Here is a 20,590-nt window from a genome sequence, read left to right as displayed (position 1 = left end):
ACTGGCTACATCCGTGATTTGCACCCCGGACATAACCAACATGTTTTACTGTGCGAGCACTTTATAACTTGTAAGCTAAAAGACCGAAGTCTTCCGCATCCGCTATCAAGCGCCCACACTTATCGGTTGTTTGTTTGTTAAAGAACTAGYYGCGGYTCGCTTTGCTTACCGCGTCGCTGCGTTTGCWGCAGCAGAGAAACGAGATTATGAAGAACTTTTCAAACTTAATCAAGCATTTTGCGAAATTTCTTTTTCCCGGAAACTTCGCTGACTTCGCCTGATTACTCTCGTTAATCCCCGCAACCATTTTCTGCCRCTCRGTTTGCAGCGGTGTTTCCTGCTGCGGGGGACCGAATACTAAGGGTTTCCCACTAAGCTTGCAAGCTTTTTCTGGGAAATTCGTACAGTGTTCCCGCAGCCACTCAAGCGAATTGAGTGGCCTGGGGCCAGCCCGGCTACGGAACTCAGACAATCACGCTTTGAGCCGCTTGCAGCGAACCCCAAGTCTGGGCAGCGACACCTTGCCGCACCCCTAGAACCCGGCCACGTTCTCCCGTTTCATACTAAACTTTCAAAACTTTCTAAAAATTCAAAACAGACAAGCATGCATCTCTCGCCCCTGATCCAGCGCTTCGTGCTCCATTTCGGCGAAATGGGCAGCCGCTGGGGTATCAACCGTACAGTCGGACAGATCTACGCCCTGCTGTTCACCGCCTCCCGCCCGCTCAATGCCGACGAGATCGCCGAAGCGCTGGGCTTTTCGCGCTCCAATGTCAGCATCGGCCTGAAGGAGCTGGAGTCGTGGAACCTGGTGAAACTGTCGCATCAGCCAGGAGATCGCCGCGAGTATTTCTCGGCGCCTGACGATGTCTGGGCCATCTTCCGCACGCTGGCCGAGGAACGCCGCCGGCGCGAGATCGATCCGACCCTGTCGATGCTGCGCGAAGTCCAGCTGGAAACCCCGTCCGACCCCAACGACCGCCATGCGCAGGAGCGAATGAAGGAGATGTACCAGCTGATCCTGCTGGTAACGAGCTGGTTCGGCGATATCCAGAAGCTCGACGTGGCCACGCTGGAAAAGCTGATGAAGCTCGGCTCCAAGGTCAACAAGTTGCTGGAAGCGAAAGAAAAATTCAGCATCGCCCTCGGCGGCAAGCCTCGCGCCGATACCGCCCCAGCCAGCGTCGTGAAGGCCAAGCCGACCCGCACCCGGAAGGAGTAGTTCCATGTTCTCGTCGCTCGACCCGGTGGTGCTGGCGCGCGTGCAGTTTGCCGCCAACATCACTTTCCATATCCTGTTTCCCACCATCAGCATCGCCCTGACCTGGGTGCTGCTGTTCTTCAAGCTGCGCTTCAACAAGACCGGCGACGACCGCTGGATGGCCGCCTACCGCTTCTGGGTGAAGATCTTCGCCCTGACCTTTGCGCTGGGGGTGGTCAGCGGCATCACCATGAGTTTCCAGTTCGGCACCAACTGGCCGGGCTATATGGAAACCGTGGGCAATGTGGCCGGGCCGCTGCTGGCCTATGAGGTGCTGACGGCATTCTTTCTGGAGGCCACCTTCCTCGGCATCATGCTGTTCGGCATGCGCCGCGTCAGCAACCGCACGCATACCATCGCCACGCTGCTGGTGGCGGGCGGCACCACCTTGTCGGCCTTCTGGATCCTGGCGCTGAACTCGTGGATGCAAACCCCGGCGGGCTTCGAGATGATCGATGGCCGCGCCCACGTGACGAGCTGGCTGGCGGTGATCTTCAACCCGTCCTTCCCTTACCGTTTCGTCCATATGCTGCTGGCCTCGGGCCTGACCGTGGCTTTCCTGCTGGCTGGCATCTCGGCCTACCGCTGGCTGCGCGGCGACCGCGCGCCGGATGTGCTGTCGTCGCTGCGCACCGGCGTGACCATCGCTGCGGTGCTGATCCCGCTGCAGATCGTGGCGGGCGACCTGCATGGACTTAACACCTTGCACCACCAGCCAGCCAAGATCGCCGCTATGGAAGGCATCTGGAAAACCGAGAAAGGCGCGCCGGCCGTGCTGTTCGGCCTGCCCAATGCAACCACGCGGAACAACGATTTCGAGATCGCCATTCCCAAGCTGGCTTCGATCTACCTGACCCATAGCGCGGATGGCGAGGTCAAAGGCATCGACGCCTTTGGCGACAGGCATCCGCCGGTGGCGCCGCTATTCTTCGCCTTCCGCATCATGGTGGGCGTGGGCCTGCTGATGCTGGCGGTGTCGTGGGTGGCGGCGTGGCAACTGCGCCGTGGCGGCCAGCCCGCGCCGTGGATGGCGCGGGCGCTGGTGGCCATGACCTTCTCCGGCTGGGTGGCCCTGGTGGCCGGCTGGTACGTCACCGAGATCGGCCGCCAGCCTTACCTGGTGTACGGCGTGCTGACCACCGCGCAGGCGGCCTCCAAGGTGCCGGCAGCCATGATCGGCGCCACGCTGGCGATGTATCTCGCGCTCTACCTGGCCCTGATCGCCGCCTATATCTCGGTGGTCTTCTACCTGGCCCGCAAAGCGGGGACCGACGCCAATGCAGGCAAGCCCGGGATCGAACCCCTTCAAGCCGTGGTGCCTGGCGAATTGCGGAGCGCAGAATGAACGACCTGACCCAACCCGCCGGCTGGATGCCGCTGGTATTCCTGGCCCTGATGGGCCTCTCGATGCTGATCTACGTGATCCTGGACGGCTACGACCTGGGCGTTGGCGTGCTGCTGCGCCGCGCGGACGATGCCGACAAGGACACCATGATCGCCTCGATCGGCCCCTTCTGGGACGCCAACGAAACCTGGCTGGTGCTCGGCGTAGGCCTGCTGCTCACGGCGTTCCCCATCGCCCACGGCGCGATCCTGACCCAGCTCTACCTGCCGGTGGCGCTGATGCTGGCGGGGCTGATCATCCGCGGCGTGGCGTTCGACTTCCGCGTGAAGGCGCGCGCCCACCATAAGCCGTGGTGGAACCGCGCGTTCTACGCGGGTTCGCTGCTGGCTGCCTTCTCGCAAGGCCTGATGCTCGGCCTCTATATCACCGGCTTCCAGTACGGCTGGCTCGACATTGCCTTCGCGGTGGTGGTGGGGCTGTGCCTGGTGGCGGGCTACTGCCTGCTGGGCGCGGGCTGGCTGATCATGAAGACCAGCGGCAGCCTGCAGCGGCGCGCCATGTACTGGGCGCGCCGCAGCCTGTGGCTGACCGGCATCGGCGTGGCGGCGATCTCGCTGGTCACGCCGATGGTGAGCCAGCGCATCTTCGACAAATGGTTCTCGCTGCCCAACATCATCCTGCTGGCGCCGATCCCGCTGGTCACGGTGGCACTGTTCGTCATCATCGACCGCCTGCTGCGGCGCATGCCGGCCATGCACGACCGCGGCAACGACCGCTGGTGCTGGGTGCCGTTCGCCGGCACCGCGGTAATCTTCCTGATGGCGTTCAACGGCCTGGCGTACAGCATCTTCCCCTATCTGGTGGTGGACAAGATCGATATCTGGCAAGCTGCGAGCGCACCGGAATCGCTCGGCGTCATCCTGGCCGGCGCGGCGGTCGTGCTGCCCACCATCCTGGGTTACACGCTCTACGCCTACCGTGTTTTCTGGGGCAAGGCGACGGACCTGCATTACTACTGAGCCGTGTGTCATCATTAGGGTCGAATCGACACGCAATCACCAGGCTTTTATGAGCGGCTCGCAAGGCCATCCCCCCGGCATTCCCCCCTCCATGTCCCCGCCCGGCGGCCCTCACCGGCGGCTGCTCGACCGCCTGCGCGCCCGGGCGGGCGCGCAGGTGAGGGGTCTGACCCGGAGCAACTCCGGCCTCAGCCTCGACTATGACAACCCGCCCGGCGACCCCGGCCTGTTCGGCCCGGACGCGGTCTGCTGGCGGGTGCACGCCGATTTTCCGGCGATGCTGGCGGGCGGCGTCAGCGCCCTGCTGATGCAGACCATGCATCCGCTGGCGCTGGCCGGCGTGTGGGATCACTCCACCTTCCGCACCGATATGCAGGGCCGGCTGGGACGCACCGCGCAGTTCATCGCCGGCACCACCTACGGCAGCCGCGCCGATGCGCTGGCGCTCATTGACCGCGTCAGGCGCATTCACGCCGCGGTCAAGGGCACCGCCCCGGACGGACGGCCCTACGCGGCGGACGATCCGGCGCTGCTGACCTGGGTCCATGTGGCCGAGGTGTCGAGCTTCCTGACCGCATACCTGCGCTATGTCGGCCCGCTCTCGCTTGCCGAGCAGGACCGCTATTACGAGGAAGAGGCACGTATCGCCGAACTGCTGGGCGCTACCGAAATACCCCGCAGCACGGCAGCCATCGCCGCTTACCTGGAGCGCATGCGCCCGCAACTGGTCGTGAGCGAGCGCAGCCGCGAAGTGGTAAGGCTGGTGATGGCCATGCCGGTGGCCAGCCCGCTGCTGGTGCCGGCTGTACGCATCATGGCCGACGCGGGCATTGCACTGCTGCCGCACTGGGCCCAGCGCGAGCTTGGCCTGCATGGCGCCACCGCGATCCGCCGGCCGGTTTCGCTGGCCGGCATGCGAGTGCTGGCCCCCACCTTGCGCTGGGCGCTCGGCAGCGGACTGGCGGCGCGCGCGCGGCGGCGGGCGGCAAAGCCCGCGCCCGCGACGCTGACACAGTCGTCCTGAGCTAGTGGCCTGGACGGGCAATGAACTAACAAAGATCAAGAGAAACAGTATGCAGACCATTGCGGTTCTGGATTTTGAGACGACGGGACTGTCACCCAATCAAGGCGACCGGGCTACCGAGATTGCTGTCATTCTGTTGCGTGACGGGCAAATCGTCGACCGCTATCAAAGTTTGATGAACGCGGGCAGGCGCATCCCCTCGCAGGTCGTGAACCTCACCGGCATCACGAACGACATGATTGCATCGGCACCTGCCGCGTCGAAGGTGATGCGAGAAGCGGCCCAGTTCGTCGGCAAGCATCCCGTGGTGGCCCACAACGCGGGTTTCGACCGGAGGTTTTGGCAAGCCGAGCTTGCGCACCTGGGCATGTCGTCCGATCAGTCCTTCGCCTGCACCATGCTCGTTTCGCGGCGCGTCTACCCGCACGCGCAAAACCACAGGTTGTCGACGCTGGTCGACATGCTGCGATTGCCGAAGTCCGGGCGTGCCCACCGTGCGATGGCCGATGCCCAGATGACCTGCCACCTCTGGCACCGTCTGCAGCACGATATCGCCCAGACTTACGGCATGAGCCGTGTGGACTACGAACTCATCACCCGCGTACAGCTCACCAGCAGCGCCAAGGTGCCGGCGTTCCTGCGTTCGCTGGGCGAGGGCCAGGCGCGAGGCGATGTGAGCGGGACCCCGGAAGGAAACCAGTGACTGGCACTGTGCCAAGACATCGCAAGCGAGGGTGCTGGTGCGGCTAGCGGCCGCCGGGTCGTTGATTCTGATCTTCGCAGGGATCCCGCTCGCCAACGCCCTGCACGCGCCCCTGCCCCATTGCGCCTTCAACAAAGAAGGCATGCAACTAACCATTTGCCTGGATGAAAGTGACACGCGCAACATTGTCGACTAGCGCTGCCTGGCGGCGCACCTGCCTTGCACTACCTGGCGCACTGATGATTGGCGATGCCTTCGCGCTGATGCTGATGGGACTGTTCAACTTCGGTGTCGTCCTGCCTCTGGCGATCGGCGCGGCCTTTCTCATGCTGTCATGGCGCTGGGAGACAGTGGCGCAATGGCGCACGGCCAGCCGGCGGCGCCGATGGATCTGGGGGATAGGCCGGGCGGCGTTTGCCGCGTGGCTGGTGACATTGGGGATGTTCTTCTATTTCATAAGCGCCGGCATTTCCGAATCCACGGACGCGGGATCGCCCCCCAAAGCCATCCTCATACTGGGCTCTGGCACACCACATTGCGCCGCATCGCCTACCCTGGCTGCGCGGCTGGACGAAGGCCTGGCGCTGGCACGGCAATGGCCAGCGGCGCGAGTGGTGGTGAGCGGCGGCCAGGACTTCGGACTGCGGTGCAGCGAGGCGGATGTCATGGCGGACTACCTGACCACGCATGGCCTGGCGCCGGACCGCCTGATCCGGGAAGACCGGAGTACCAGCACGGAGGAAAACCTGCTCTTCAGCCGCCGGTTGCTGGAGCAACAAGGCGTGAGCGCCGGCGACCCGCTAGTGCTGGTGACCAGTGATTTTCACCTGATACGCGCGAAGCGGATTGCGCATAAGGCCGGGTTCCGGACCGTGTCAGGCGCAGGGGCCGCTACGCCACTCTATTTGCGATACAACGCCTGGTTGCGCGAGTATTTTGCGTTTATCAGTGGTTGGATATTGCGGGAATACTAGCCCCCCAAAAGAAGGCACGCCGCGCCGGCACGCAAAGAGACTGCGCAGTTCAACCTCGTGGGTTGAACTCGCGCACCCGCCGCCTTCAGGCGGACCCACGCACCCGCAGGTTTTCTCCTTCCCTTGAGGCCGCAATGCGGCCTCTTCCTTCGTTCGCCCCCGCGTAAACCCTCGGGTTGACATCCCCTTGCCGCCTTTATATTCTTTTATGAACATTACGTTCATATTTGAACATATCTACCGGCAAGCGCAGCCGCTATGCAGCGAGGCGCACCCCCGGGTACATACCAAGGCGACCCCAAAGGAACAAGCACCATGGCTTCAAGGAAAATTGGCATCAACGGCGCCGGCATCGGCGGCCTCGCCGCGGCGATCGCGCTGCGCAAGCTCGGGCAGGATGTCGTGGTGTTCGAGCAGGCCGCGCGCTTTGCGCGGGTCGGCGCGGACATCAACCTCACGCCCAACGCGGTGCGCGCGCTGGATGGCCTGGGCGTGGGCGAAGCGCTGCGCGAGACCGCCGCGCGGCCTACCCACCGCATCAGCCGGGCGTGGAATACCGGCGAGGAAACCTCGCGCCTGGCCATGTCCGACGAGGCGGAGATCCGCTATGGCGCGCCGCAGCTCACCATGCACCGCGGCGACCTGATGACCGCGCTGGAGCGCGCCCTGCCCGCTGCATGCGTCAGGCTCGGCAAGAAGGCGACGGGACTCGAACGGCATGAGGCCGGCGCAACCTTGCGCTTCGCCGACGGCACGCAGGAAGACGTGGATGTGCTGATCGGCGCCGACGGCATCCATTCGGCGGTGCGCACGTCGCTGTTCGGGGCGGAGCATCCGGTCTTCACCGGCGTGGTGGCCTACCGCGCGGTGGTGCCGGCCGAGCGCCTTGCCTCCGTGCCGAACCTGCAAGCCTTTACCAAGTGGTGGGGCCCCGAGGCAACCTCGCAGATCGTGACCTTCCCGCTCAACCGCGGCCGCGAGATCTTTGTCTTCGCCACGGTGGCGCAGGAAGCCTGGCGCAACGAATCCTGGACCACGCCGGGCCGCGTGGAAGACGTGCGCGAGGCCTATGCCGGCTTCCATGCCGAAGCCCGCGCGCTGCTCGATGCCTGCGACGACGTGCTGATCTCCGCGCTGTACGTGCGCGACCCGCTGCCCGCCTGGTCCGCCGGCACGGTCACGCTGCTGGGCGACGCCTGCCACCCGATGATGCCCTTCATGGCGCAAGGCGCCGGCATGGCCATCGAGGACGGCGTGGTACTGGCCCGCTGCCTGGCCGAGGCCGACGGCAAGGACATCCCGGCCGCGCTCGCGCGCTACCAGGCCGCGCGCCACGAGCGCACCAGCCGCATCCAGATCGGCTCGCGCAGCAACGCCTGGCTCAAGGAAGGCGGCAATGCGGACTGGGTGTACGATTACAACGCCTGGCAGGTGCCGCTCAACTAAGCCGTGCGGTACACCGCCACCCCGCCCAACCGGAACCGATGAGCAAGAACCCCAAGCTGAGCCAGCCCGCACCCGCCGCAAACGAGGCCGCCGATGGCGGCGATGACGACAAGACGCAACTGGTCAGCCCGGTGATCCGCGCCCTGCGGCTGCTGCGCTTTATTGCCGAGGGCGGGTCCACCGCCAACCTGAGCGAGGTGGGCCGGCGCATCGACGTGAACCGCGTAACGGTGATGCGCCTGCTTGCCACGCTGGAGCACGAGGGCATGGTGGAGCGGCTGCCGCAGGGCGGCCACCAGGCCGGCTTCGATCTCGTCAAGCTGGCGGCCAAGGTGCTGGCGTCCAAGGACCTCACCGTGTTCGCGCGCAGTGTGCTGGCGGGACTAAGCCAGTCGCTGCAACTGTCGGCATACCTTGGCGTGCTGGATGGCGGTGACGTGCTTTACCTGTTGCGCGACATGCCGCAGACCACGCTGGTCAGCAACATCCAGGTCGGCAGCCGGGTGCCGGCCCACCTCACCACGCCGGGGCGCATGCTGATCGCCGGCCTGCCGGAAGATGCACTGCGCGAGCGCCTGGGTGAAGAACCGCTGGCCATCGTCACCAGGCAGAGCCCGGCCACCTACGCGCGGCTGGGCGACATCCTTGCCGCCGACCGCGAGCGCGGTTGCGCATGGAGCTTCTCCGCGTTCGAGGCCGGCATCGACTCCTGCGCGGCGCCGGTATTCGATGCCAGCGGCGCCACCGTTGCCGCCATCAGCGTGGCCGGCCCGGAACTCCGCTTCGAGCGGGATACCACGCTGCGCGAGCGCGTCGAACGCGAGGTCAAGCGCGCCGCGCGCGAACTGTCCGGCCTGCTTGGCTACGTTGCCGAGCGGCGCCGCTGAGTCACCAGGAGAGCCAAGATGACAACGCCAGCACTTCCCACATTTTTCATCTCGCACGGCGGCGGGCCCTGGCCCTGGATGGAAGAACAAATGGGTGGCCGTTACGACAGACTCAAGACCGCCCTGCAGCAGATGCCGCAATTGGCGGGCGCGGCGCCCAAGGCAGTACTGATGATTTCGGCGCACTGGGAAGAGCCGGACTTCACGATCATGGCCAATCCGAACCCGCCCATGATCTATGACTACTACGGCTTCCCGGACTACACCTACCAGATCCGGTACGCGGCACCAGGCGCGCCGCAACTCGCCGGGCGCGTACTCGGCCTGCTGGAAAGTGCGGGCATTGCCGCCCGGCTCGATCCGCTGCGCGGCTTTGACCACGGCATGTATGCGCCGATGGCCGTCATCTATCCCGGCGCGGAGATGCCGACCGTGCAACTCTCGCTCAAGCGCGGGCTCGACCCGCTCGCGCACCTGGCGCTCGGGCGGGCGCTGGCGCCGCTGCGGCGCGAGGGCATCCTTATCGTCGGCAGCGGGCTGAGCTACCACAACCTGCGCGCGTTCGGCCCCGCGGGGAAGGAGGCGTCGGCAGCATTCGATGCATGGCTTCAGCAAGCACTCACGGCAACAACCCCGGAACAACGCGCCGCGGCGCTGACGGCCTGGGAGAACGCGCCCGCGGCTCGCCAGGCACATCCGCGGGAAGAGCATCTGCTGCCGCTAATGGTGGCGGTCGGCGCGGCCGAAGACGACACAGCCACACGGGTCTATCACGAGGACAACTTCGCCGGCGGCATCACGGTGTCCAGCTTCATGTTCGGGGGAATGCGTCAGTAGGGCCTGGCACGACGGAATGCGGCGCGGGAACTGACCGATGGAGTGAACCTGACTAGAGCGGCCTGTACGATGGCCGCTAGCCGCGGGGAGTGAATTCGGGGAATGAAAACGGATGGTGCCCATGGGCAGGATCGAACTGCCGACCTCTCCCTTACCAAGGGAGTGCTCTACCACTGAGCCACATGGGCAGTTACTGATCGCAAACTGCAACGACTTGCTCTTTTGCCTGATGCAACGGAGCGGGATACGAGACCGGTATTGTCGCCATAACCCATTGATTCTTAAGGAATTTTTCAGCCTCCCGCCGAATCAATGGACTGCATTATGGACTAATCACCCCTGCTCGGCAACCCCCTGACAAGCGAAAGTTTCCATGGTATTGCGTTCGCAAAGCCTGGCCCGCAAACGGGCGATCATGCCATCGAGCGTGTGGAGCCTGACCCGGTTCGCTTCGCGATTGCCGATGACACCATGTGGCTCTGGCTGCTTGTTAGCGCTTCAATGCGAAAGGAAGTGGGTTCAGCTGCCGCCGGCGTGTAAACTAGCGGGTTTTTGACTCCGCCGGTATGGTGCAAGTGTCACAGCGCACAAGTTTCAGCGGCCCGACGCTCATTCGTTTGCTTGCGCGCCTGACGGACGTCGATGTTCCCGAATCCAGACAATCGCTCTCGGACCGGCTGAGCCAATGGCTCGGCTGGGCCGACGCCATCGAGCTGTCCACGGCCCTGAGCGGCAATCCGCCGGCTGTGGCACCCGGCGCGCGAGCCTTCGGCAGCGCCGAGGAGCGCGATTGCGCACGTGTCCGAACCGCGTTGGCGGATGCCATCGCCGGCGACAGCGCACTCGCCCCCGCCAGGCGGCGCGGACAAGCGCAGCCGCCCGCGCAGGCGGATGCGGTGGATGCGGTAGTGGATTACGCGGTTTATCGTCAGCGTTACCTCTCTCTGCAGCAGGCGATGGAAACGGGCATCGGCAATCTGCGCGGCCGCCTGCGGGCGATGCTGGCCGCCAGTACGCCCGCCATGTCCCGGCTTGCGGTGCTGGATGCCGCCATGGAGCGGGCACTGAGCGCGCGCGAGCGGAGTCTGCTTGCCGCCGTGCCCGCGCTGCTCGAAGGGCACTTCGAGCGTTTGCGCCAGGCCGGGCAGGCGGCGTTGGCCGACGCCCAGGTCCCGGGAGAGCCCGCGGCGGTCACGCCCGGCGCATGGCTGGATGTGTTCCGCAAGGACATGCGGAGCGTGTTGCTTGCCGAACTGGACATTCGTTTTCAACCGGTCGAAGGGCTTCTTGCGGCCCTTCGCTCAAGCTAACCAGGACGCCATGTCCAGATATCTTCTTAATTTCGCCGTCTTTGTGGTGGGTCTGGCCGTCGTGTGCTGGATCGGCGCCGGCTACGCCGGCTCGAACACCTTGGCGCTGGCCGTCACGATGCTGGTCGGCGCCTGCTACCTGGCAGGCGCGCTTGAACTGCGACGCTACCACCAGGCCACTTCCACCCTGGCGCGGGCCGTGGCCGGCCTGTCCGAGCCTCCAGCCAGGCTGGCTGCATGGCTGGAGCAATTGCATCCCAGCCTGCGCAATGCGACGCGCCTGCGCATCGAGGGTGAGCGCGTGGGCCTGCCGGGGCCGGCGCTGACGCCGTATCTTGTGGGCTTGCTGGTGCTGCTGGGCATGCTCGGCACTTTCCTGGGCATGGTGGTCACCCTGAGGGGCACCGGGATGGCGCTGGAAAGCGCAACGGACTTGCAGGCCATCCGCGCTTCGCTGGCCGCGCCGGTCAAGGGTCTGGGATTTGCATTCGGCACCTCGATCGCGGGCGTGGCCACATCCGCCATGCTGGGGCTGCTGTCCACGCTGAGCCGGCGCGAGCGGCTCCAGGCGGCGCAGATGCTGGACGAGAAGATCGCGACGACATTGCGCGTCTACTCGCTGACCCATCAGCGCGAGGAATCCTTCAAGCTCCTGCAGCGGCAGGCCGAGGCAATGCCCAGCCTGGTCGACCGGCTGCAGGCCATGATGGCGGCCATGGAGCAGCACAGCCAAACCTTGCACGAGCGGCAGATCGCCAGCCAGGACGCCTTTCACGGCAAGACCGAGGCCGCGTACACCCGCCTGGCTTCCTCGGTGGAGCAGTCCATGAAGGAAAGCATCGCCGAGAGCTCCCGCGCCGCCGGTGCGGCGCTTCAGCCGGCCGTGGAAGCTTTGATGTCGAGCATCGCGCGGGAGACGGCCTCGTTGAACGACACCGTCACGCAAGCCGTGCAGCGGCAGCTCGACGGGCTGTCGGCCGGGTTCGAGTCCGCGACCACTACCGTGGCGGACATCTGGAACAAGGCGCTGGCGGGGCACCAGCGATCGAGCGAGGCGCTGACGCAGGACTTGCGCACCGCGCTCGATCAGTTCGCCGGCACCTTTGAGCAACGCTCGGCGGGCCTGCTGGAAGGCGTCGCCACCCGCCTGGAAGCCACGGCGGGCAGCATGTCGGAAGCGTGGAACAGCGCGCTGTCCCGGCACGAGCACATCAGCGGGAAACTGGCGGGCGACAATCAAAGCGCCCTGGCGGCGGCCGCGGCGACCTTGGAACAGCAATCGGCGTCGCTGGTGCGCACGGTGGGCCAGTCGCACGCGGACCTGCAGGCGGAACTGGCATCGCGGGACCAGCAGCGGCTGGCGGCCTGGGCCGAAACGCTCGGCTCGATGGCCGCTACGTTGCGCCACGAGTGGGAGCAGGCGGGCGCGCACAACGCGAGCCGGCAGCAGGAAATCTGCGACACGCTGGCGCAAACCGTGCGCGACATCTCGGCCCAGACGCAAGCGCACGCCAGCAACACGGTCGCCGAAATCGACCGGCTCGTGCAAGCCGCGTCCGCGGCCCCCAAGCTGCTGGAAAGCGTCTCCGCGCGCCTGGAAGCCGCGACGGGCGGCGTGTCGGAAGCGTGGAGCAACGCGCTGGCCCAGCACGAGCGCGTCAGCGAGAAACTGGCGGACAACAATCAACAGGCCCTGGCGGCCGCCGCGGCGACCATCGAGCAGCACTCGGCTTCACTGCTGCACACGGTGAACCAGTCGCATGTGGACTTGCAGGCGGAACTGGCAGCGCGGGACCAGCAGCGGCTGGCGGCCTGGACCGAAACGCTCGGTTCGATGGCCGCTGCGCTGCGCCGCGAGTGGGAGCAGGCGGGCACGCACAACGCGAGCCGGCAGCAGGAGATTTGCGACACGCTGGCGCAAACCGCGCGCGACATCTCGGCTCAGACGCACGCACACGCCAACAGCACGCTCACCGAAATCGACCGCCTCGTGCAAGCCGCGTCCGCGGCCCCCAAGCTGCTGGAAGGCGTCTCCGCGCGCCTGGAAGCCGCAACGGGCAGCGTGTCGGAAGCATGGCGCAACGCGCTCTCCCAGCACGAACGCATCAGCGAAAAACTGGCGGGCGACAACCAACACGCGCTGGCGGCGGCCGCGGCTACCCTCGAGCAGCACTCGGCGTCGCTGGTGCGCGCGGTGGGCCAGTCGCACGCGGACCTGCAGGCGGAACTGGCATCGCGGGACCAGCAGCGGCTGGCGGCCTGGACCGAGACGCTCGGTGCGGTGGCTGCCACGCTGCACAAGGAGTGGGAGCTGGCGGGCACGCACAACGCGAGCCGGCAGCAGGAAATCTGCGACACGCTGGCGCAGACCGCGCGCGACATCTCGGCCCAGACGCAGGCGAACGCCAGCGACACCATTGCCGAAATCTCCCGGCTCGTGCAAGCCGCTTCGGAAGCCCCCAAGGCCGCGGCCGACGTCATCGGCGAACTGCGCCAGAAGCTCTCCGACAGCATGGTCCGCGACAACACCATGCTGGAAGAGCGCGGTCGCCTGCTGGAAACGCTGGCAACCCTGCTCGGTGCCGTAAATCATGCCTCCACCGAACAGCGCACGGCTGTCGACGCGCTGGTCGGCACGACGGCGGATCTGCTGGACCGTGTCGGCACCCGGTTCACCGACAAGGTCGAGGCTGAAACCGGGAAGCTGGAAGCCGTCGCGGCACAAGTCACCGGCAGTGCCGTCGAGGTGGCAAGTCTGGGCGAAGCATTCGGTATGGCCGTGCAGTTGTTCGGCGAGTCGAACGACAAGCTGGTGGCCCACCTGCAGCGCATCGAAGCCGCGCTGGACAAGTCCGTCGTGCGTAGTGACGAACAGCTTGCGTATTACGTGGCACAGGCCAGGGAAGTCATCGACCTGAGCATGATGTCGCAGAAGCAGATCGTCGAAAACCTGCAACAGCTCGCCGGCCAGGGGGCGCTCGCCGGCGCCGAAGCGGCATGAGCGAGGACCTCGACGCCGGCGTGGAGCCGACAGCGCCGATATGGGCCGTCTTCGGCGACCTGATGTCGGTGCTGCTGGGCGCCTTCGTCCTGATCCTGGTGGGCGTCATCGGTGTGCAGCTCGAACTCTCGACCAAGCTGGAAGAGGAGGTCAGGCAACGGCAGGAGGAGACGCATCGCCGCGAGGCCCTGGAGAAGGCGCTGGCAGTGCCGCTAGCGGCGGGCCGGGTGACGCTCGTCAACGGACGCATCGGCATCAGCGGCAGCGTATTGTTTGCCCTCAACTCCGATCAGTTGCAGCCTGAAGGCCGGGAAGTGCTGAAGAGCCTGGCCGCGCCCCTGTCTGCTTACCTGCAGGCCCGCGAGGAGATCCTGATGGTGAGCGGCTTTACCGACGACCAGCAGGTGCGGGAAGCCAACCGCCGCTTTGCCGACAACTGGGAGCTGTCAGCGCAGCGCGCATTGACGGTAACCCGTGCGTTGATCGATGCAGGCATCCCATCCTCCTCGGTATTCGCGGCCGCGTTCGGCTCCGAACAGCCCGTGACCACGAATGCCGACGACCAGGGACGGGCCAAGAACCGGCGCGTGGAAATAGCGCCGATCGCCAGACCATCCACCGCAACGGTGAAGCGCCGTGAGTAGTGGCGGGACACACGACGGCGGGACGCGCGACGCCCAGGCAATGCTCGACGCATGGCGCGAGCGAGGCGCCGACCGCCTGGATCCTGTCCGCTTCCGTTTCATCGAGGCGCTGGCGCGGCGGTCGGCCGGCCATGGCGGCGATGCGCGACGCATCCTGGACGACAGGCTGTCCAAACTGCTCAAGGCCTATGCCGACGATCTTGAAAGCACCGCAAGCAAGGCCGGCGATGCGGGCAACGCGGCATCACCATGCGAGCCGGCTCGCGGGCCGCTTGCCGGACTGATCGAATACATCGCCAGCCATGCGCCGGCGGATCGCGGCATCCCCGCAGCAATTCACGCCACGCCCCGCAGCGTCTCCTATCCCGAACCGGCGGTGCTCGATTACTTCAGGGAGACCTGGTCCAGGGTCAGTACCGACCGGCAATTGCGGCAGTCGCTGGAGCAGGTGCCCGACAATGCCGGCCCGCTCAACTCGAACCGCCTGGTGCATCGATCCCTCTCACTGATGCACGAACTGTCGCCCGGCTATCTCCGCCAGTTTCTGTCGTATGTCGATGCCTTGTCGTGGATGGAGCAGATGAACGGCGGCGGTGCCTTGGCGGGAATTAAAGAGCCGCCTCGCGCCGGGAGTTCGAGGAAGAGCGCTCGCGGCAGGCCGCGCTAGTGCCGTGGGGCGGATCGATACCGCGTGGACAGCGTATGGGAAGCGTCTCGGACGAGACGCGTGAAGGAGCCGTGCACAGGGATGCGGTTGCCCCCGACAAAAGAACCGACGATCCTACCCTGATAGCTGAAGGCTCCCTTGGAGCCGACAGGCATTCGCACATGCCGCGCAACGCTCATGCGAACGGGTTTCTCAACGTCAGACTGTCCTCAAGGATCGAACCATGGTGCATATCCTCGGAATATAGCGTCTGGCACCCCTCGATCGAGGCAGCGGCCACGTTGCGGGCGTCGTAGAACGCCAGACCCTGACGCTCGGCCACGCGCAGCGCCAGCTCGTGCACCTCCACGGTCAGGGGCATCACGTGGCACAAGCTCTTCACCACATCCAGGAACTGCCCCACCTCATCCCAGTCCATGCCTAGCTTGCGTAGGCAGACATTCGTGACTTCATTCAGTACCTGCACGCTGATGACCGGCTTGCTACGCATCAGCGCTTCCGAACGAGCCATTTGGCTACTTGCTTTGCCCCTCCTGGATATACATTTTTATTGTATATCTACAAAAATGAGCGCAACCCGGTTGAATCAAGGCCATGTTGGATCCCGGTCTGTTCGACGGTGATCGGAGCCTAGCCGCACTTTGGGCTATGTCAGCCCTAAGTGCGGCACGTCGATTTCTGCGTTGGTCGCTACGGGGCAGCACGCCTATCCGTCGTCGCTCGGCGACTCCGCGGCGGTGAGCCCCAGGCGATCAGCGCGCACGATGGTCGGCCCAATGAAGATCAGTTTGCGCTGAGTGCTATGGACCCCGTGGGGCTGCATCTTGAAGTGGGGCCGCCGCCAATGGGGCGAGATCTCTCTCGGCCCCGTGTCAGCGGGCGCCGATGCATCGGCCTCGATATCCAGCAGGGCCGGCCCTACCACGTACCTGTCGTAGAGCTCCTCGATCTCCTGAAGGCGTTGCGCCCGCTTGCGTTTCCCAAGGCCTGTGAAGTTTCTTGGCGCAAGGGTGTAGGCCTGATTGGGCACCACCTGGGCATCGCGGACCGTCAGATACAGCAACATCTTGATCGCGTAATCCAGCGTATGGCGCCAATGCTGGCGTCTTTCCTCCATCCCTCCGTCTGCGACGAGGAAAGCATCGGTCATCGCATGCCGGACAAATGCTTCATCCAGCAGCTCGCTAATGGTCCGCTCCGGGCGGTCGAGCGGAAGCTCCAGCATTTCCAGTACGTCCGCACCGTCCGCACGCGACCACGTCAGACAACTCACGCTGCGCGGGTTCCGAAACAGGACAATGGCCTCGCTCTCGCCGATGCGCATCCAACGGCTCGACTCTGGGGTGATGCAAATGGTATCCGCCGGCATCGCCAAAGCGCCGATCGGCACATCGTCTGCCACAAAAGCAGAATCCAGCAGGCGGTGCAATGCCGCACTCGGCTCATAGAACACGCCGCCGCGCACATCAAACGCTTGCCAAACCACGCTGGTCAATGCGGTCGAGACCGCCGCGTCGACAGGCCTTCCGCGGTTACCTTTCGGCAGTGTCGCCCGAACAAACTCAGCGACATTGGAACCTATCTGGGTGATGGAGCGCGTCTTCAGTAACTCCGTAAAGTTCATCCCGACCGCCAGCGCATCGACTTCATTGCGTACCGCCTGCCATGCGGCCAGGGCTCCCGTGACGCGATATCTCACGTACGCCGTTAGCCGCGCATAGTCCTTGTGGGTGGCCTGCCCCGTCTTTACCAATGCGTCGAGCAGGAGCTGCCGTATCAATAGCCGCTGGTGCAGCCATCGGCGCCGATGATTGGGCTGCTCGCGCAGAGGTTGCCGCCTGCGATGCCTGGCGTAGTGCTCTGCATCCGCTCCGTCATACTGCACGCGAATCGACATGGCGCCCGGCGGTAGCTGCGCGCGGTCGTCCCAGCCCAACTCAAGCTGGATGCCATAGTCCAGCGTAAACAACTGGCGGCCTCGCGGCGTCGGTGCAGACAGCCATTTGACCAACTCGGGCCTCAACAGGCGCCACAGGTCTTCGAAGTACTGCAGCCTCTCGCCGTCGTCCCAGGGCTCCAGCGTTCCCGTAGACACCGACACCGTCGCACCCGGCACGATCGCTACGCATCGAACCGGCTTGCCGCCTAGCGCCAGTGAAGCATCCAACGCCAATTCCAGCGCATCCTGCGAGCTGTACTCCCGGCCGGTCACCTCGACATGGCCGCCCTTGTAGAACCGGATCGGGGCTCCGTGCGCATCGATCCAACGTGATGACTGAATAGCTAACAACCAATCCATGGCAACACTCTCCGCTCTAACGACGTTCCGTGCGAGCGCAAATCCTGGGCCACGCGCGCGTGAATCTTTCATGGTATCGGCGGGTTGCGCCCTGCGATATGAGACATGTCCGAATCAGCGTGCGAAAGTACTTCTATGGACAGTGGCGGTCGTCATCACAGAGAAGTACGTGAATCTTGTCCTCTACGACGGCAAGCCACGCGGTGCAGCCACGCGTCCCACCTTGCATGCGGCAATGCCTACCTTGTTCGTCCGTTCTGGCAGTCATACTGCGGGGCAAGCACCCTGCATCCGGGGCAATAGAACGCCGAGTGCAATACAACAGCATTGAAAAAATCGTCGCGATCGATCTCATGGAACACGGCGACCCCATCTACGCGGGAATGACCCAGGTCGAGCTCATGTCGTCGGCGCCCAAGCTTGCAGAGCAAATGCCTGCTGATTGTGCACCGCATCAACAGATGCTCACTGAGCCCCGAGAATCCCTATCCGTACTCTGCGGACGCAAGCTGGCTTTGGCGATGTTTGGCCATTCTCTGCATGACGCACGCGGTATACGCCATCCACCTCTTGATGAGGTGGATGGCACGGCGAGTGTCTGCTCTGTTTTCGCTGAATGTGGCTGCTCTGCTTTTTTCTACAGACATGCTTGTGATGGTAACCGGCCTGGCGTCCTTGACGGCCGGCTTGATGGTCGAAAGGCATGCCTTGAATCTAGTCAATGCCTATGTCGGAACATCCGTAGAAGTCGACGCGGTGATGAAGGGTGCTGTGCAAGAGTGTGTTCGGCACCTCGCTAAGCGAGGTTAAACAGGTGAATCCCTCGCGCGGTCTCCGTACTCTGCACGGACGATTCAAGGGCGTGGCTGGCGTCTCCACGTCTTGTCGGGGTAGCCGTTCAACAATCTCAGTGACAGGCGGCCCGACCGGAGGGCAGCCAGTCTCCACCACGCCACACGCGCCTTCTGCTCACCATGCGTAGCTATTCCATCCATCGACACGCGAAAGGTCACCTGGTTGCAGTCGGGGACGGCTGGAGCTGGCCGGCCTTCCTGTATGGCATCTTTTGGGCGCTGTACCAGAGGAACTGGGTTGTGGCTGGCTGTTGTATGGCGCTGCTCCTGGCGTGCGCGGTGCTGGAGCCGCTGAGTCCCTGGTTCGCCAGTTGGTTAAATTTCTGGTTCTCCAGCGTCGGATTCATGATCGCCGTCGCCCTGGGGATAACGGGCAATGCACTGCGACAGCAGACAACTTCAGTGCATGGGCTACAAGAGAATCCGCAACAACGTGGAAGCCGACACAGTGAAAGGTGCGCTGCCTGCGTTCCAAATCGCGCAGGAAGCTCAAAGGGAGAACCGGCGCCGGGCCGCGAACGGCAGGAAGAACGGGGAGAACATAGGAAACGGCGCGGATTCGCCAAGCGCGGACTGGGCACGGACAACCTTTTAACTCCACAAGGTAGATCAGCATGAACATGCCAACCGGGGAAGTGAAATGGCGGCACTAGAGCGCGGCCTTCACGTAGTCCGGAAGATTGATGTTGGCCTTGAGCGCAACATGGAACTGCGCATCATCGACCGCGGTGATCGGCGCCATGGACAAGGGCCTGAGTACTGGCGCCGCTGCCATTACCTTGCTCTGCATGGTCCTGAAGTCTTCGCCCTCATCGAGCTCGAAATCGATGCTGCGCACCTGATCCTCAAGCAAACGGAAAGCCATCGTGTTGGGAGCTGGAGCCTTTGCGGCCAGTTCGGGAAGGCGGGCCAGCCCATCGGTGAGCTTGGCGATCGCAGTTCCGAGCGAGAGGCCGGCCAAGGGGTCGTCACCAGGTTCGGTCAGGTCAAGGGCATAGTCCTTGCCGCCGATCACGAAGCGCTCCTGATGCCGTGCGTCGAAATCGAGAAAGCCCATGCGCCCGTGGCGTGGCCGACCGCCGATGACGACGGCCAGGACCAGGTCTTCACGTGCCATGACAAGTTGCTCGTAGGGGTCCTGGGTGCTGCCCTCGAGTATCAGGATATCGGCCTTCCTGCCACTTTCGATGCTGCCGACCTGGCCTTGCCAGCCGAGCATCTTCGCCGGTGTGGAAGTCACCATGCGGACAAGCTCTTCATCGGTGAACAGGCCGCCTTGGTGCTGGCTGACCAGGCGCGCGATCTTGAGCTCGCCCAGGAGGTTCTTGCTGCCGCTGGGTGACCAGTCGCACCCGAGGGCGATGGGCACCCCCGCCGCCTTTGCTGCGGCCACATTCGCCGTTTCCCCATACAGGAGCAGGTTCGACAGCGGAGACCACACCATGCCGGCGCCGGCCTGCAGACGCTGTAATTGCTCCGCCTTCAGCGCGGTGCAGTGGATCGTGATGAGGTCGCGGTCGATCGCCCAGGTATTGGGCGCGTATTCCAGGTCGAGAAAGCGTTGGCGAGCATCGTCGTCGGTGCCTTCGCTGAGGTGGTAGAAGAACGGCCGATGCTTCTGCAGAGCGGGGACCAGATCCGTCGCGATTTGGTCTGGTCGATAGTCGAGCGTCTGGCCGCCAGCCGCTGGAAAGTCCGGGTCAAGGGGAGCTTCGACGTTCCGGGTCAGCCCCTGGTACCACTTTTTGCCCCCTGTGCCGCTCGAACTCAAGCCCTGGGTCGTGGTGGTGCCTCCCAACAGCGAGCGGCATTCCACAAAGCGGGCAATGCTGCGAGCGTAATCCTGGTCTGTATTGGAGCCGATGACCTTGGCTGGCAGGGAGATGGAGATGTCATAGTCCGGCTCTTGCGTGCGCCATTGGTTTCGGTTGGTGTAACGCCGGGGCACGTTCCACAAGGGCAGGAAGTTGTAGCTCAGGTGGTTGTGCAGTTCGATGAGCCCTGGATAGAGGGTGCCCTGCGTTTGGACCGGCGTCACGTCGGCGAAGCTGGCCGGGATGTGGGCCGGGTCCGACACCACGGCGGCAATTCGATCGTCCTCGATACACAGGGCGCCGTTTTCGTACACGGTGCCGACGTCATCCATGGTGACAATGCGGCCGACCAGGACCCGCCGATTGCCGCCCATCGATACCAGAAAATTCGCCATCTCTGCCTCCGTTGTGTTGGTATTAAGCAGCACCGCAACGTACAGGCAGAAATGTACCGCAGTCCGATGTTTCGAGGGCGCCTCGGCTCAGGATAGCTCGACCGCCAGAG

At 64.4% G+C, this 20,590-nt stretch carries 17 protein-coding genes and 1 tRNA gene; 14 read left to right on the top strand and 4 right to left on the bottom strand.

The features are described from left to right. Positions 1–604: 604 nt before the first annotated feature. The 9 genes from AC1DS6_RS35800 to AC1DS6_RS35760 all read left to right on the top strand — a co-directional run bounded on the left by AC1DS6_RS35800 (position 605) and on the right by AC1DS6_RS35760 (position 9,496). Complete coding sequence (locus AC1DS6_RS35800; protein WP_441633862.1) at positions 605–1,222, top strand: GbsR/MarR family transcriptional regulator; 618 nt, start codon at positions 605–607, stop codon at positions 1,220–1,222. A gap of 4 nt (positions 1,223–1,226) precedes the next feature. Further along, positions 1,227–2,606 (top strand): cytochrome ubiquinol oxidase subunit I, encoded by a 1,380-nt coding sequence (locus AC1DS6_RS35795; RefSeq protein WP_441633860.1) that lies wholly within the window; start codon positions 1,227–1,229, stop codon positions 2,604–2,606. Next, positions 2,603–3,625: a cytochrome d ubiquinol oxidase subunit II gene (locus AC1DS6_RS35790; RefSeq protein ID WP_441633858.1), complete on the top strand. Its 1,023-nt coding sequence runs from the start codon at positions 2,603–2,605 to the stop codon at positions 3,623–3,625. The genes AC1DS6_RS35795 and AC1DS6_RS35790 overlap by 4 nt, the downstream gene beginning before the upstream one ends. 91 nt (positions 3,626–3,716) lie before the next feature. Continuing rightward, entirely contained in the window at positions 3,717–4,649 is a 933-nt protein-coding gene (locus tag AC1DS6_RS35785) for an oxygenase MpaB family protein (protein ID WP_441633872.1), read from the top strand. Between the two features lie 49 nt (positions 4,650–4,698). Further along, positions 4,699–5,352 carry a 3'-5' exonuclease gene (locus AC1DS6_RS35780; protein WP_441633856.1) on the top strand — a complete coding sequence of 218 codons (654 nt, stop codon included), beginning with the start codon at positions 4,699–4,701 and terminating at the stop codon, positions 5,350–5,352. A gap of 239 nt (positions 5,353–5,591) precedes the next feature. Next, complete coding sequence (locus AC1DS6_RS35775) at positions 5,592–6,326, top strand: YdcF family protein (RefSeq protein WP_441633854.1); 735 nt, start codon at positions 5,592–5,594, stop codon at positions 6,324–6,326. A 315-nt stretch (positions 6,327–6,641) separates the two neighbouring features. Continuing rightward, positions 6,642–7,772, top strand: a complete 1,131-nt coding sequence (locus AC1DS6_RS35770; protein ID WP_477104270.1) for an FAD-dependent monooxygenase — start codon at positions 6,642–6,644, stop codon at positions 7,770–7,772. Between the two features lie 38 nt (positions 7,773–7,810). Beyond that, positions 7,811–8,659, top strand: a complete 849-nt coding sequence (locus AC1DS6_RS35765; protein ID WP_477104269.1) for an IclR family transcriptional regulator — start codon at positions 7,811–7,813, stop codon at positions 8,657–8,659. An 18-nt stretch (positions 8,660–8,677) separates the two neighbouring features. After that, positions 8,678–9,496, top strand: coding sequence for a DODA-type extradiol aromatic ring-opening family dioxygenase (locus tag AC1DS6_RS35760; protein WP_441633848.1), 819 nt, complete (start codon positions 8,678–8,680; stop codon positions 9,494–9,496). Positions 9,497–9,609: 113 nt separating this feature from the next. Here AC1DS6_RS35760 and AC1DS6_RS35755 read toward each other — a convergent pair. Beyond that, positions 9,610–9,684 (bottom strand) — tRNA-Thr (locus tag AC1DS6_RS35755). Positions 9,685–10,062: 378 nt separating this feature from the next. Between AC1DS6_RS35755 and AC1DS6_RS35750 the strand changes: the two genes are divergently transcribed. The 4 genes from AC1DS6_RS35750 to AC1DS6_RS35735 are packed head-to-tail and all read left to right on the top strand — an operon-like array spanning position 10,063 to position 15,118. After that, positions 10,063–10,806 carry a DUF3348 domain-containing protein gene (locus AC1DS6_RS35750; RefSeq protein ID WP_441633846.1) on the top strand — a complete coding sequence of 248 codons (744 nt, stop codon included), beginning with the start codon at positions 10,063–10,065 and terminating at the stop codon, positions 10,804–10,806. A 10-nt stretch (positions 10,807–10,816) separates the two neighbouring features. Next, positions 10,817–13,807 (top strand): DUF802 domain-containing protein, encoded by a 2,991-nt coding sequence (locus AC1DS6_RS35745; protein WP_477104268.1) that lies wholly within the window; start codon positions 10,817–10,819, stop codon positions 13,805–13,807. Further along, entirely contained in the window at positions 13,804–14,451 is a 648-nt protein-coding gene (locus AC1DS6_RS35740; RefSeq protein ID WP_477104267.1) for an OmpA family protein, read from the top strand. The genes AC1DS6_RS35745 and AC1DS6_RS35740 overlap by 4 nt, the downstream gene beginning before the upstream one ends. Beyond that, on the top strand, positions 14,444–15,118 hold the full coding sequence (locus AC1DS6_RS35735) for a DUF2894 domain-containing protein (RefSeq protein WP_477104266.1): 675 nt from the start codon (positions 14,444–14,446) through the stop codon (positions 15,116–15,118). The genes AC1DS6_RS35740 and AC1DS6_RS35735 overlap by 8 nt, the downstream gene beginning before the upstream one ends. 175 nt (positions 15,119–15,293) lie before the next feature. On the opposite strand, the gene AC1DS6_RS35730 is transcribed toward AC1DS6_RS35735, so the two are convergent. Further along, positions 15,294–15,629 (bottom strand): PIN domain-containing protein, encoded by a 336-nt coding sequence (locus AC1DS6_RS35730; RefSeq protein ID WP_477104265.1) that lies wholly within the window; start codon positions 15,627–15,629, stop codon positions 15,294–15,296. 195 nt (positions 15,630–15,824) lie between these two features. Then, positions 15,825–17,417 carry an AcrVA2 family anti-CRISPR protein gene (locus AC1DS6_RS35725; RefSeq protein ID WP_477104264.1) on the bottom strand — a complete coding sequence of 531 codons (1,593 nt, stop codon included), beginning with the start codon at positions 17,415–17,417 and terminating at the stop codon, positions 15,825–15,827. Positions 17,418–18,391: 974 nt separating this feature from the next. Here AC1DS6_RS35725 and AC1DS6_RS35720 point away from each other — a divergent pair. Next, positions 18,392–18,889: a DUF2628 domain-containing protein gene (locus tag AC1DS6_RS35720; protein ID WP_477104263.1), complete on the top strand. Its 498-nt coding sequence runs from the start codon at positions 18,392–18,394 to the stop codon at positions 18,887–18,889. A 31-nt stretch (positions 18,890–18,920) separates the two neighbouring features. Here the strand turns inward: AC1DS6_RS35720 and AC1DS6_RS35715 are convergent, their stop codons facing one another. Further along, positions 18,921–20,480 (bottom strand): amidohydrolase family protein, encoded by a 1,560-nt coding sequence (locus AC1DS6_RS35715; RefSeq protein ID WP_477104262.1) that lies wholly within the window; start codon positions 20,478–20,480, stop codon positions 18,921–18,923. Positions 20,481–20,590: the final 110 nt, after the last annotated feature.

The organism is Cupriavidus sp. 05L310 (assembly GCF_056398185.1).
Note: the sequence above shows the minus strand (reverse complement) of the source record. Positions and strands in the feature narration are given on the sequence as shown.